Below are 13889 nucleotides of genomic sequence, written 5' to 3' on the forward strand. Positions count from 1 at the left end.
TGTTTTTCAACACTTATATTTTTATCTTTGATTAGAACGGAATATCATCATCAAAGTCGATGGGGGCTTCCATCGGGTTACTGGCACTGCCGCTTGCATTATTGTTCGCATTGCCACCAGCATTGCCTTGCTGAGGCGCGAAGCCACCTTGCGAAGGTGCGCTATGCTGTGGTTGCTGACCCATAGACTGACCACCACCAAAACCGCCGCCTTGTTGTTGGTTTTGCTGAGGCTGTTGTGCTTGCTGAGGTGCAAAACCGCCCTGCTGCTGTTGTCCATACTGAGACTGACCACCCTGGTTGCCATAATTAGACTGGTTAGACTGGCCATAGTTTTGACCACCCTGCTGTCCACCCTGGTACTGGCCGCCACCTTGTTCACCACGGCCGCCCAGCATTTGCATCTGGCCACCCATGTCTACAACGATCTCTGTGGTATAACGCTCCTGTCCACCTTGATCTGTCCACTTACGTGTCTGCAAGCGACCTTCGATATAGACTTGTGATCCTTTACGCAGGTACTCGCCTGCGACTTCTGCCAGCTTACCGAATAGCACTACACGGTGCCATTCAGTGCGCTCCTGCAACTGACCTGTGTTTTTATCTTTCCAACTGTCGGTCGTTGCAATACTGATGTTCGCTACGCCGTTTCCGTTAGGCATATAACGTACTTCAGGATCTTGGCCTAAATTACCAACCAAAATAACTTTGTTTACACCGCGTGCCATGGCACCCTCTCCTCACACTATTGCAAGCTAGCGCAAGCCCAGGGCTTGCTTTGCTTGGTTTAAATCAAATTCTTTATCGTTTACTTTCAAGTAGGTACGATTTTCTTCACTGACAACGGTCGCTTCGATCACCCCGGGTAATGCGACCAGCTGATCTGCCAATTCATCGGCTTTTTCAGGCTCATCAACCTCAGTCACAAAACTGAGGGTTTTACTTCGCACCGGGATTTGCATACGCCATGCAATAAATAGCCATATTACCCCAATTGCCGCGGCCGCAGCAAACACAGTTTGAGGATTAAAATGCTGGGCAAGATAACCCCCCGTCACACCACCGGCAAAAGCCCCAAAAAACTGAGAGGAAGAGAAGACCCCCATCGCCGACCCCTTTTGGGTCGCAGGTGCGATGCGCGATACCAAAGCAGGCATCGTGGCTTCCAAAAAATTAAACGCAATAAAATATACGGTCATCGCCACCGCGATGCCGACCAGCGAATTTGCAGCAGGGATCAAGGCCAGGGTGCTCAGCACCAGCAGGGCAATAGACGCCAGAAATACCTGCTTCTCTTTTTGTTTGCGAATAGCCACTATCATCAGCGGCGCCATCAGTACAAACGCGAGCAATAAAACGGGAATATACAATTGCCAGTGGTCCTGTGCCGCCAGGCCGTCAGCAATGAGCTGGCCCGGTAGCGCAACAAATAACGTCGTCAATGTTAAGTGTAGCAGCAACACCCCAAGATCCAGTCTTACCAGCTGCGGATGACGCACCAATTTACGAATGTCAGCCATGCTGGCCACCGTGTCTCCTTTGGGCGCCCGGTTTACAGCACTGGGGACGATAAACATCACTATCCCAATCCCCACTATCGCCAGTGCTGCCGTCAGCCAGAAGATACCCGCAATGCCAAACGCCGCGGCAACCATAGGGCCCAACAACATAGCAACAGCAAAGCTCAGACCAATACACATGCCAATGACCGCCATTACTTTGGGTCTTTGCTCATCCCGACTCAGATCGGAAGCCAGCGCCAGCAAAGCGCTGGCAATCGCCCCCATCCCCTGCAGGGCACGTCCGGCCGTGACCCAATAAATCGATTCAGCCAGTGCCGCTATCACAGAGCCAACTGCAAACATAATTAATCCGGCAACAATAACGGGTTTGCGACCAAATTTATCAGACAGCCAGCCCATGGGTATTTGCAGCAGCGCCTGTGTCAGCCCGTAAGCACCGATTGCCAGACCAATCCACAGCGGCGACACATCCCGGAGTGACTGGCCGTAGATTGCCAGCACCGGCATCAGCATAAACAGCCCCAGCATCCGAAAGGCAAAGACACTTGCCAGTGAAATGGCTGCACGTTTTTCTAGAGAGTTAAGTGATTGTTTCGACATGACACTTATTTGGCTAAGACAAAAACAGGCGCTAGTCTAGCAAAAAAGTAACCCGGTGTTGACGACCAGATCGGATTTTAGTGAGAAAAACCGGGGTTTACTCTAATCCATACTTTGCCAGGATCAGCTTTAATCGGCCTGAATGCTGTAACCGTTCAAACGCCGCCACCAGCTGCCGCATATCCTTTGCCGACACAGACTGTTTACTCACGGCATAATAAACCGGCTCACGATTCACCAGCAACGGACTCATAGTGATCTGAGCAAAGTCAGGGTTATGCTGCGACTGATACAGCACATTAAACTTTTCTTCCAGAAAACCGGCGATCCTGCCATGCTTTAACAAACTCAACTTACGTTGGTTATCCGCCACATAGATAAAACGTTGCGACTCGGCTTTGGTCTGCTCTCGTAACAATAACTCATTAAATACCTGGCCATAAAATGCCCCTTTCTGAATAGCAACAGGTACCGGGAGTTTAAACAGATCAGCCAGGGTTTGCACCGGGTAAGGGCGCAGCTGATTCATCGCAAATACAATGGTTTCCATTCTTTGTGGCCCGATGAAGTAGGCAAACTGCTCCCGCTCGGGTGTACGGGTGACACTGAGTACCATATCAAGTTCACCTTCAGCCAGCATTTTCAAGGCACGCCCCCAGGGCACATTGATAAACTGATAACCACAGTCGGCTTCATCGAGCAGGGCTCTGGCAAAGTCGACATCCAGACCATGCCACTTTAATGTAGTGTCCATACGCGATTGCGCCGCGTAATTTTCAAACCGGACTACGAGCTCACACCCAGCGGTGAGAGGCGTAAACAGCGCGCAAATAAAAGCAAACCAGTACAAATGTGATCCCCGGTTTCAAGGTTTCTCGTAAGTTTAGCTAAGATAACTTAATTTTACAGACAGGATAGGGTACTCTTGGAGTCTGAGAAAAACACTGTAAGTTTGTACAGCAAATAAGGCCACCATGGATAAAATAGAAGTTAGAGGTGCACGCACGCACAACCTCAAAGACATCTCTCTGACAATACCGCGCGACAAGCTCATTGTGATCACCGGTCTGTCGGGGTCGGGGAAATCATCGCTGGCATTCGATACCTTATATGCCGAAGGACAGCGCCGCTATGTCGAATCGCTCTCGGCGTATGCCAGACAATTCCTGTCGCTGATGGAAAAACCTGACGTTGATCACATCGAAGGGCTCTCGCCGGCGATTTCCATTGAGCAGAAGTCGACTTCTCACAATCCGCGCTCAACGGTCGGGACCATCACCGAGATTTATGATTATCTGCGCTTACTGTTTGCCCGTGTTGGTGAGCCGCGCTGCCCAACGCATGATCTGCCCCTCAAAGCACAAACCATCAGTCAGATGGTCGATACGGTACTGGCCCATCCCGAAGGCAGTAAGCTGATGCTGCTGGCTCCGGTGGTGAAAAACCGCAAAGGAGAGCACGTTAAGCTTCTGGAGCAGCTCGCCAGCCAGGGTTTTATTCGCGCCCGTATTGATGGTGAGGTATGCGATTTATCCGATCCTCCTACGCTGGAACTACACAAAAAGCACACGATAGAAGTGGTTGTTGATCGGTTTAAAGTGAAAGAGGGTCTGGAACAAAGACTGGCCGAGTCTTTTGAGACCGCGCTGGAACTGGCCGATGGTATCGCTGTGGTGGCCGCCATGGACGACAGTCTGGATGAGGAGCTGGTGTTTTCCGCCAACTTTGCCTGCCCGACCTGTGGCTATGCCATGACTGAACTGGAACCTCGGCTGTTCTCTTTCAACAACCCCGCCGGTGCCTGTCAGAGTTGTGACGGCCTGGGCGTACGGCAGTTCTTTGATCCCAGCCGGGTTGTGCAAAATCCAGAGCTAAGCCTGTCCGGTGGTGCCATTAAGGGCTGGGACAAACGCAGTTTTTATTATTATCAGATGCTCAGCTCGGTGGCTGAACATTATGGCTTTGATTTAGAAGTACCGTTTAAAGACCTGCCAAGGGATGCGCAAAAGGTGGTCCTGGAAGGCTCGGGGCGCACCAAAATTGCCTTCAATTATCGCAATGATCGCGGCGATCTGATCACCCGTAATCATGAATTCGAAGGCGTACTGAACAACATGAACCGCCGTTATCGCGAAACCGAGTCGGCCTCCGTGCGTGAAGAGCTGGCCAAGTACCAGACCAGTCAGGCGTGTCCTAAATGTGCAGGCTCCCGGCTGAGAGAAGAGGCGCGTCACGTCTTTATCGGCACTACCAACCTGCCATCTGTCACCACCATGAGTATCGGCGAAGCCTGTGACTTTTTCGGTGCGCTGACCCTCAGTGGCCAGAAGGCCAAGATCGCAGAAAAAGTACTGAAAGAGATCCGCGATCGCCTGTCCTTCTTGATCAATGTTGGCCTAAATTACCTGTCACTGGAGCGCAGTGCCGATACGCTTTCCGGTGGTGAAGCACAAAGGATCCGGCTGGCCAGCCAGATTGGTGCCGGCCTGGTTGGGGTGATGTACGTGCTGGACGAACCCTCCATCGGTCTGCATCAAAGGGATAACGATCGCCTGCTCAGTACGCTCACCCATCTGCGCGATCTCGGTAATACCGTCATCGTGGTTGAGCATGACGAAGATGCCATCCGCGCCGCGGACCACATTATCGATATCGGCCCCGGGGCCGGCGTGCATGGTGGTCATGTGGTCGCCGAAGGCTGTCGCGAAGACATCATGGCCAACCCGGAGTCACTGACCGGTCAGTATCTCAGTGGTAAACAAGCCATTGCCATCCCAGCACAGCGTCATCAGACTGGTGAACATTGGCTGGCACTGAATGGTGCAAGCGGGAACAATCTCAAAAACGTCAATCTCAGGATCCCATTTGGCCTGATGACTTGTGTCACCGGCGTATCCGGCTCTGGCAAGTCCACACTCATCAACGACACGCTGTTTAAGCTGGCGCACAGAGAGCTCAATGGGGCAACGGTTGCTGAACCCTCACCTTATCAGTCTATTGAGGGCCTGGAACATTTCGACAAAGTGATCGACATAGACCAAAGCCCGATCGGTCGCACACCGCGCTCTAACCCAGCCACCTACACCGGGATCTTCACGGCGATCCGGGAATTGTTCGCTGGTACTCAGGAAGCACGCTCGCGGGGTTACAAAGTTGGTCGCTTTAGTTTCAATGTCAAAGGCGGTCGCTGTGAAGCCTGTCAGGGCGACGGGGTGATCAAGGTCGAAATGCACTTCCTGCCCGATGTCTATGTACCTTGTGATGTGTGTACCGGTAAGCGCTATAACCGGGAAACCCTTGAAGTCCTTTACAAAGGCAAAAACATCCACGAAGTATTGGAAATGACCGTAGAAGATGCCCGCGAGTTCTTTGATAAGATCCCGGCCATCAAACGCAAACTGCAAACTCTGATGGACGTGGGTCTGTCGTACATTCGACTGGGCCAGGCTGCCACAACCTTGTCAGGGGGTGAGGCGCAACGGGTCAAACTTGCCCGCGAACTGTCCAAACGAGACACGGGGAAAACTCTGTACATTCTGGATGAGCCAACCACAGGCCTGCACTTTCATGATATTCAACAGCTTCTGGTGGTGCTGCACCGCCTGCGTGACCATGGCAATACGGTGGTGGTGATAGAGCACAACCTGGATGTCATCAAAACCGCTGACTGGATAGTCGATCTGGGTCCGGAAGGCGGCGCTGGCGGAGGCCAGATCCTGATCGCTGGTACACCGGAAGAGGTTGCAGACTGCGCTGCGTCTCACACTGGCCGATACCTCAAGCCTATGCTATAACGGAGCAACCAAAAGGGGGAGCCACTCCCCCACTCTCTCTAAATACGTCAGAGAACGGAATAATAATAATGAAACTGGCAATACCCGGGGGTATGCAAAGTGCACTAACCCCCCTGATCGTGGTGCAAAAAAAATGGCAGGCATTTTGGCAGGCACTCAATGTCGCACAGCGCTGTTATTGCTCGGCCACCATACTGTGCCTGCTTGGCATTTTTAATGAGGCGCCTGAAGACAGCCCTCTTTACCTGGGTGCATCACTTCTGGCACTGATAGCCATGACCCGGGAGTTCTGGCCCAGGTTTATTCATCTCTGGGAAAGCTTGCCCGGCAAAGCCGTGATCTTATTGTTTTATGCCTTTATTGCCAACTATGCACTGGCCCAGGCGGCTGGCATGGTCAATGACATTACCGGAGTTAATGCCGATCACCTGCCCTATTCCCACAACTTTAGTATGCTGCTGTCCGTGCCGACCTGGTTTGTCACCACCAGCATTCTTTTGCTGATCCTGTTGCAGCTCATCCAGCCAGCTTATTTGTTCGTGCTGATGCTGTTAAGGCCCTTTGGCTTGCACAAATGGTGGCACAGCCCGGATTACCAGTATCCTGTCACCACAGGCTTGGTGCGCTTTTTCTTTGGCTTGTTTTTGCTCTATCAAATGGCGGTGTTTATATCCTCAACCGGTATGTCACGAGGCGTAAATAGCTTTTTACAGCATATCTTCGAAGGCTTCACCGGTCAGTCAATAAAGGTCAATGTTGCGGTACCAGAAGAATCTCAGAATGTCATCGCGCGCGCGAATGTTGACGCCATTGCAGGTTCAGGGCTTGATGATGTGGCACAAGCAAAACTGGCAGAAAAACAAGCTGAGCTTGATGAAATCAAGGTGCAGCTATCCACATTTGAAAAAAATGCCGACAACTACGAGCGCCACCTGCAAAATGTACTCACTTATTTCATCTATGAGTATGAATCGGACAGTCGCTCGCGTTGTGAAATAACGCCGGGTACCCGGATCATCGAGTTAAACGACTACGAACTGTTAGAGATCACTAAGATTGATGGCGAGCCGACCCGCTACGAATTTGTTGTTAAACCCTGTATTTCGGCGGCTATTGGACATCAGTTTCGCACTCCCGTTGCCGCAACTCAGTGATCATTGCATGTTTACTGGTTTAGCGCGTACTCAGCGAGCGCACGCTTTTCGTCATCACTCAGCACCTGTGGCGCTTTGGCTGCAAAGTCATATCGCACCATCACAGTGCGGCCTTCTGCGCAGCATTCCCCATGCTGCCAGGCTTGCTGTAAGATCACAAAAGAGCTGTTGCCAATTTTTTCAATGGCTGTTTTAACCTCAACCGCTTGTCCGTAAAACAGCTCGCCTTTAAAAGTCACTTCCACTTTGGCCACAATCAGCTTCCATTGATGTGGATTAAGATCCGGTGTAAAAATTTTGAAAATAGGCGTGCGCGCCGCTTCAAACCATACCGGGAGTGCGGTATTGTTGATGTGTCCGAGGACATCCGTTTCACTGAAACGCGGCATAAGAGTTTCTGACAACATAATAATTCTAACCAATTTTGGATATCAACATGACTGATTTTATTCGCATTTATGAAAATGCACTGAGTCCTGAGTTTTGCCAGCAGTTTATTCAGACCTTTGATAACAGCCCCCACCTGGCTCAGGGAACCACCTCAGGTGGTGTCGACCTCAGTAAGAAAGTCAGTCAGGATCTCTATTTAAATCAATACCCGGATTATGCGCAGCAATTAACACACATTCAACAAACCACGTCGAAATACCTGTTCGATTATATTGAAGAGCACTTTTTCATGATGATTGGGGCCTTCGGGCTGAGTGTATTCCACCCGAAAACTGGCCAGCCAGTTAATTTAACCGTTGATAACTTTGAAGAAGTGGGTAAACCACAATTACCTATTTTGACCCAGCAATTATTCCGGTTAGGCTCTATTCAGGCTCAGCGCTATCCAACCAACGAAGGCGGATACCCGTACTGGCACAGCGAGGTTTACCCGCAACTACAGCACAACGAAGCGTTGCACCGCGTACTCTTGTTTATGTTTTATCTCAACGATGTAGAGGAAGGCGGGGAAACCGAGTTTCATTATCAGGACAAGCGTATCAAGCCAAAACAAGGCTCGATGGTCATTGCGCCGGCCTACTTTACACACACGCACCGGGGCAACATGCCTCGTTCTAATGACAAGTATATCCTCACATCCTGGGTGTTGTTCAATCGGGCAGAGCAATTGTATGGTGTCCCGCCTCAGCAGGCCACCAGCTAACGACGACGGCGGATAAAGTCCTGCCAGTCGAGCAACAAGGCTTCGAAGTCTTCGAAGCCACAACCAGCGCTCAGGCCATGTTCTTCCAGGGCAAGCGCGTCATCGCTAAAAGCAGACAACGCCTCCGTTTGCTCATGAAATAAATCGTGGGCTTCAAACAGGGCTTCCTGGTGTGACACAATCAGGCGCACCTCGCGCCCTTCCAGACAAAACTCATCCCGGTTCGCTTTGATCTCCTTCAGCCGCGCCAGTAATCCCGGCAATGCCGCATGCTCAAGTTCATCATTCAACCAACGACCCACCAGCTCATGTTCAGCTGACATTTTGACGCGAAATCCACTGATAGGATCGCGAATAAACTGATACTCCATAGTCACTTCAAGTTCATTTAATACAACCCTGTAAGTATACCTTAACCACGCTGCACTGCATTGTTTAGTCGAGATAAACCCGTATAATAACGCCCGGCATTGACAACGTTTCCTTCGCAACCAACGAGTAAGCCGTGACATTCATTGATATCCTGTTTCCACTGATTTTCGTCGTCACCTGTGGCTTTGTGGCTGCGCGGATCCGTTTTATCTCCGCCGCACAACTGGATGGGATCCGGGTTTACATTTTTAACCTCGCCATTCCCGTACTGCTTTTTTTAAGTATGTTGCGTGCCGATCTGTCGCAGGTAGCATCAGCCTCTCTGCTGCTGGCCTTTTATCTGCCGGTGGTAGTGCTGTACCTGATGGTACTCGTCTTAATGCGAATTCGCTTTAACCTTACTATGGGCGACGCAGCACTTAGCGCACTGAATAGCACCTACTCGAATACCGTGGTGGTGGGTTTGCCGGTCATTCTGGCCGCATTCGGTGAGCAGGCTGCGGCTATGGTGTTTATGATCATCCCGCTGCACAGTGCAGTATTGTTTTCACTGACTTTTGTGTTGGCCCGAAAAGCAAATGGCGGAGTTGAATGGCTCAAACCGCTGTTTCTGAACCCGGTCGTGCTCAGCATCAGCCTGGGGCTGATCGCCAACCTGATGTCACTGAGCCTACCTAGGTTACTGCTGTCAGGTATGGACTGGTTTGCCCAGCCTGCTATTCCAGGCGCACTGTTTGTGCTCGGTGCCAGCCTCGTGCAGTACGGATTTAGGCCGGTGTGGTTTCCGGCATTGATGATAAGCTTAGTGAAGCTGATGATATTACCTTTGTCCGTTTACCTGACAGCAACCCTGTTGGCACTTGAGCCGCTGCAACGCCAGGTCGTGACCCTGATGAGCGCAGCCCCGCTGGGGGTCAATGCCTACCTGGTCGCACGCCAGCTAGCGGTACAACAGGCTATCAGCGCCGGCAGTGTGGTATTATCCACACTGCTGAGTGTGATCTCTTTCAGTTTGTGGCTGGCTATTTTATCAGTCTGATGAGCGGTATTTGGCCGCATCAATGATCGACCACAATTGCACGATCGCCGCCAGAATCGCTGGTACCACCAGCCACCATAGTGCATATCCGCCAACACAGATGATCGCAAAGATAAGTGCAGCAAGTAAACGTCCCTGCACTAATTGGCCTAAGCCCGGAAAAAAGACATTACATATCGCGGCAATTACATTGCCTCCTGAACCCTGTCCTGCCATAAAGACCTCTCTTTTTTAGTTTCTACTGCGCATTTGACTAGTGACGCGCAGTCAATTCAATCGTATGATTTATCTATTACACGTTTTGTGCCAAATTTATAAACACTTTAAAATCAATAAAATATAAAATACACGCGGTTCATTCAGCGGTTAATATAGCTTAATTGACTAACTTTTAGCGAATTAAATCACTAAGCTGGAGGCTGAACTGTCGCGCACATTCAATGGGAACTTGTCATGTTAAATCGTCTCACACAGCCACTCAGCCGACTGGTCGAACGCTATTTACCCGACCCTTATGTTTTTGTCTGTTTGCTGACCCTGCTGGTGCTTACCCTGGCCAGCGTGCTTACACCTGCATCGCCACTTGAAGCCATCACCGCCTGGGGACACGGGTTCTGGAACCTGCTGCAATTTGCCATGCAGATGCTATTAATCTTAGTCTGTGGCTATATGTTAGCCAGTACACGCCCCTGTGTAATGGCGCTGAATAAACTGGCAACCCTGGCGCGCACACCCGCTCAGGCGATCATACTGGTCACCCTGGTTGCAATGCTGGCCAGCTGGTTGAACTGGGGGTTTGGCCTGGTGGTGGGTGCTTTATTTGCCAAAGCACTCGCTCGCCAGATTGTGGTGGATTATCGCCTGCTGGTTGCCAGTGCTTATTCGGGATTTATTGTCTGGCATGGCGGACTGGCCGGTTCAGTGCCCCTGACCATTGCCACCCCGGGACATTTTGCTGAAGCTCAGATAGGCGTTCTGAGCACCAGCCAGACCTTGTTTGCCCCTTTTAACCTGCTTATTTTGGGAGCGCTGCTGGTGATCATGCCCCTGCTCAACCGCTTTATGCTGCCACCTACCGAGTCGCAGGTCGTGGTTGATCCGGCCAAACTGGCGCACGCTGAGCCACACTGTCGTCCTGCGATACTGACCCCGGCAGAACGACTTGAGCACAGTGCTTTGCTTGGTATCGCCGTAGGCCTGCTCGGATGTGGCTATCTGCTTTATTATTTTGTGGCAGCCAACGGCACACTTAATCTCAATAGCGTCATCGCGCTGTTTCTGTTTTTGGCTATTCTGTTACACCGCACGCCTGCTAACGTTTTGCATAGCCTGCAGGAGGCGATAAAAGGAGGAGCAGGTATTGCTATCCAGTTTCCTTTTTATGCCGGGATCATGGCCGTGATGGTCAAAACCGGACTGGCGCAGCAGATCTCCAGCGGTTTTGTTGAGGTAAGTAGCAGCACCACCTTGCCATTATGGAGCTTTCTCAGCGCCGGCCTGGTCAATATTTTTGTCCCCTCTGGCGGCGGACAATGGGCTGTACAAGCACCGATTGTGATCCCGGCGGCCCAGGAGCTGGGCGCCGACATTGCACGTGTTGCGATGGCTGTGGCCTGGGGAGACGCCTGGACCAATCTTATTCAACCTTTCTGGGCACTGCCGGTGCTGGCGATTGCCGGCTTAAAAGCAAAAGACATCATGGGATTTTGCCTGCTTCAGTTGCTCGTCAGCGGCGTTGTGATTGCACTGTTGCTGACTCTGGCTTAGACCTCAAACGTGCCGGTCAGTACGCTGACCGGCCGAAGGCTAGTTTGATAACACCTTAATGGGCAAACTCAGCAATACGCTATCAGCATCTGCGAAGTGCCACATAACGCCAATCAAACCCGCGCATACACCGACATAAAGTGCCGTTGAGACAACTTGTCCATAGCGATCCAGCGGGATCAGGTGCGCCTGATGACGACCTCGCCATTCCAGTAAAATGTCTATCGTGCCTATTACCAGGAAAAACACCAGCAGCATCAGACCGAAGATATAACTGATCAGTACACCCAGCAGGATCCCCGCCAGGCAGATCAGCAAACCGACCCAGGAGCGCATGGAAAAGCTGATACTCTTGAGTACATGACCCCCATCCAGGGGTAAAATCGGCAACATATTAAACAGGTTAAGCAAGGCGCTTAGCACTGCCACGCCTGCGAATATCTCCAGCCCGGAGGCATAATATAAGACCACCGCAGCCACAGAGGCCAGCAAGCCAAAGGCCGGTCCCATCAAAGAAATAATGACATTTTGCCAACGCGTTGTGAGTTTGCCCTCACTGACCGCTAAGCCACCGACAAATGGAATAAGATAAATCCCTTTGGTTTTTAACCCAAAATAGCGCATTGCCCGGATATGGCCATATTCATGGATCACCAGGCATGCCAGCAGCATGACCGCAAACTGCCAGGAAAACAGCCAGGCATAACCGGCCAGTGACGCGCCGGCCAGCGCCGCTTTAACCACATTCGCACTTTTCAGTAACTTGAAGCCCAAAGCGGCAAGCCCGAACCAGCTGCCCTTGTTATCATTATGTGCAACCGGCACTTCGAGCCATTGCCACGGCTCTTCGTTTACCGCGACGGCTAATAACCCCTCCGCGAGCCGACTGCGGTCCAGCCGGAGCTGCTGTCCGGCGACCGTCACTGCAACTTGCTGTGCGTCTATGGGCTCATGTGCCAGCCGCTGCTGGTCCTGATAAACCTCAAGGATCTCCTGGCGGTTCACTAACACAGACACCTGATGGCCTGCTAAGGGAAATTCAATGCGGGTCATACTGACTCGTCGTTAACTATACAGTGTGCCCATTATACGCACTTTTGATTGGCAAGTACCTAGCCTGTTATTCATGTCTGTGGTGATTATTTTGCCCAGCCACCTCACTGTCATGTGCGTTCTACACCCTATGTACTAAACTTGAAAATAGGTTCCGTACTAAGGATAGCGTTATGCAGCATCAGGCTAAACACATTCTCGTGGTTGACGACTCTCAAGCCATTCTGGTGGTGATGAAGGCCATACTGGCAGAGCTGGAGGTTGACTACGTTACCACCGTTGCCAGCGCGCCTCAGGCGCTGGAGCTGGTCAGGCAAACTCCCTTGCAATATGACGCGGTTTTTACCGACCTCAACATGCCAGACATGGATGGCATGGAGCTGATCCGCAAGCTGGGAGAGCTGCGCTACCCTGGCGGAATCATTATTATTTCCGAGATGGAAGCCAGAGTCATGGACCTGGCTGCGAACCTGGCAAGACAACATAATACCCACTTGATTGGCAACATCGCTAAGCCAGTGCAGCTCAATGATGTAGACAGGCTGCTGAAGAAACTGGACAGCTTTATTGGTAACGATGATACGGAAGAGCCCTGTGTCACGGAAGATCAATTGCTGTATGCCATCAGTAACAGTGAAATCACGCCCTTTTATCAACCTAAAGTGCATCGTGGCAGTAAAAAGATCAAAAGTGTGGAGGTGCTTGCGCGCATCGTTTCTCATCAACATGGCGAAACCTTGCTACCCCACCGATTTATAGGTGTGGCTCAGGACTTGGATTTAATCAATCTGGTGACCTTCCAGTTGTTTGAGAAAGCCACCAAAGAGTTTCAAAAACTCAGAGCAGAACTCAATTATCCATTTAAGCTCGCGTTTAATCTGTCACCGGTGCAGCTCAATGACAGCGGCTGCCCCGATAAGCTGGCACTGATCCTCGAACTCAATCGCCTCGAACCCAAAGAAGTGATCATAGAGATCACCGAAAACCAGCCGATTGTCAGCAGTTTGCAACTGGAAACCATCAACAGGCTGAGATTACGGGGGTTTGATTTGTCTTTGGATGACTTCGGCACTGGATTTACTAACCTACAGCAACTTAAAAACCTGCCCTTTACCGAGATCAAACTGGATCGCTCCCTGATCACCTATATAGAGTCTGATCGCTTTTCTCAGGTGCTAGTCGATAGCCTGATTGATATCGCGCAAAACCAGCAAATGGATATTGTCGCCGAAGGCATTGAGCGCATCGAAGAATTACAATACCTGGAGAAATACAAGTACAGCTTGCTGATGCAGGGTTACCTGATCAGCCGGCCCAAAGCCCTGCCCGAGTTTATTCGCTGGATCCATTCATGGCAGAGAATGATCAATTCAAACCCATAAGGGGCTCCGGTGTTAGTCTCACGCTTAAGTGAGAAGCACAAAGTCTATGTTAT

The 13889-nt window shown here is 51.0% G+C and carries 13 protein-coding genes; 6 read left to right on the forward strand and 7 right to left on the reverse strand.

Annotated elements, in window-relative coordinates:
• Positions 1-31: 31 nt before the first annotated feature.
• The 3 genes from ssb to MHN33_RS12550 form a co-directional block, all read right to left on the reverse strand.
• On the reverse strand, positions 32-727 hold the full coding sequence (ssb, locus tag MHN33_RS12540; RefSeq protein ID WP_239398315.1) for a single-stranded DNA-binding protein: 696 nt from the start codon (positions 725-727) through the stop codon (positions 32-34).
• 27 nt (positions 728-754) lie between these two features.
• On the reverse strand, positions 755-2122 hold the full coding sequence (locus MHN33_RS12545) for an MFS transporter (RefSeq protein ID WP_239398316.1): 1368 nt from the start codon (positions 2120-2122) through the stop codon (positions 755-757).
• A 97-nt stretch (positions 2123-2219) separates the two neighbouring features.
• Positions 2220-2972 (reverse strand): transporter substrate-binding domain-containing protein, encoded by a 753-nt coding sequence (locus tag MHN33_RS12550; RefSeq protein WP_275442794.1) that lies wholly within the window; start codon positions 2970-2972, stop codon positions 2220-2222.
• A 124-nt stretch (positions 2973-3096) separates the two neighbouring features.
• Here MHN33_RS12550 and uvrA point away from each other — a divergent pair, with 124 nt between their 5' ends.
• Positions 3097-5916 carry an excinuclease ABC subunit UvrA gene (gene uvrA, locus MHN33_RS12555; RefSeq protein WP_239398318.1) on the forward strand — a complete coding sequence of 940 codons (2820 nt, stop codon included), beginning with the start codon at positions 3097-3099 and terminating at the stop codon, positions 5914-5916.
• A 68-nt stretch (positions 5917-5984) separates the two neighbouring features.
• The gene (locus tag MHN33_RS12560; protein WP_239398319.1) at positions 5985-7070 is read left to right on the forward strand and encodes a hypothetical protein; all 1086 of its coding nucleotides are present in this window, start codon (positions 5985-5987) and stop codon (positions 7068-7070) included.
• An 11-nt stretch (positions 7071-7081) separates the two neighbouring features.
• Here MHN33_RS12560 and MHN33_RS12565 read toward each other — a convergent pair whose 3' ends face one another.
• The gene (locus MHN33_RS12565; RefSeq protein WP_239398320.1) at positions 7082-7477 is read right to left on the reverse strand and encodes a thioesterase family protein; all 396 of its coding nucleotides are present in this window, start codon (positions 7475-7477) and stop codon (positions 7082-7084) included.
• Positions 7478-7506: 29 nt separating this feature from the next.
• On the opposite strand from MHN33_RS12565, the gene MHN33_RS12570 reads away from it, so the two are divergent.
• A complete protein-coding gene (locus tag MHN33_RS12570) occupies positions 7507-8223 on the forward strand; it encodes a 2OG-Fe(II) oxygenase (RefSeq protein WP_239398321.1) in 717 nt (238 codons plus the stop codon).
• Here the strand turns inward: MHN33_RS12570 and MHN33_RS12575 are convergent.
• Entirely contained in the window at positions 8220-8594 is a 375-nt protein-coding gene (locus MHN33_RS12575; RefSeq protein ID WP_239398322.1) for a YacL family protein, read from the reverse strand. The two genes, MHN33_RS12570 and MHN33_RS12575, sit on opposite strands and share 4 nt — an antisense overlap.
• Before the next feature lie 134 nt (positions 8595-8728).
• Between MHN33_RS12575 and MHN33_RS12580 the strand changes: the two genes are divergently transcribed.
• Positions 8729-9634: an AEC family transporter gene (locus MHN33_RS12580; RefSeq protein WP_239398323.1), complete on the forward strand. Its 906-nt coding sequence runs from the start codon at positions 8729-8731 to the stop codon at positions 9632-9634.
• Here the strand turns inward: MHN33_RS12580 and MHN33_RS12585 are convergent.
• On the reverse strand, positions 9626-9850 hold the full coding sequence (locus MHN33_RS12585) for a hypothetical protein (protein WP_239398324.1): 225 nt from the start codon (positions 9848-9850) through the stop codon (positions 9626-9628). The genes MHN33_RS12580 and MHN33_RS12585 overlap by 9 nt on opposite strands.
• Before the next feature lie 237 nt (positions 9851-10087).
• Here MHN33_RS12585 and MHN33_RS12590 point away from each other — a divergent pair, with 237 nt between their 5' ends.
• Positions 10088-11401, forward strand: coding sequence for a TIGR00366 family protein (locus MHN33_RS12590; protein WP_239398325.1), 1314 nt, complete (start codon positions 10088-10090; stop codon positions 11399-11401).
• A gap of 39 nt (positions 11402-11440) precedes the next feature.
• On the opposite strand, the gene MHN33_RS12595 is transcribed toward MHN33_RS12590, so the two are convergent.
• Entirely contained in the window at positions 11441-12454 is a 1014-nt protein-coding gene (locus tag MHN33_RS12595) for a site-2 protease family protein (protein WP_239398326.1), read from the reverse strand.
• Between the two features lie 173 nt (positions 12455-12627).
• On the opposite strand from MHN33_RS12595, the gene MHN33_RS12600 reads away from it, so the two are divergent.
• Positions 12628-13836, forward strand: coding sequence for an EAL domain-containing response regulator (locus MHN33_RS12600; RefSeq protein ID WP_130243954.1), 1209 nt, complete (start codon positions 12628-12630; stop codon positions 13834-13836).
• Positions 13837-13889 lie beyond the last annotated feature (53 nt).

Source organism: Pseudoalteromonas sp. OOF1S-7, assembly GCF_022347765.1.
GTDB lineage: Bacteria > Pseudomonadota > Gammaproteobacteria > Enterobacterales > Alteromonadaceae > Pseudoalteromonas.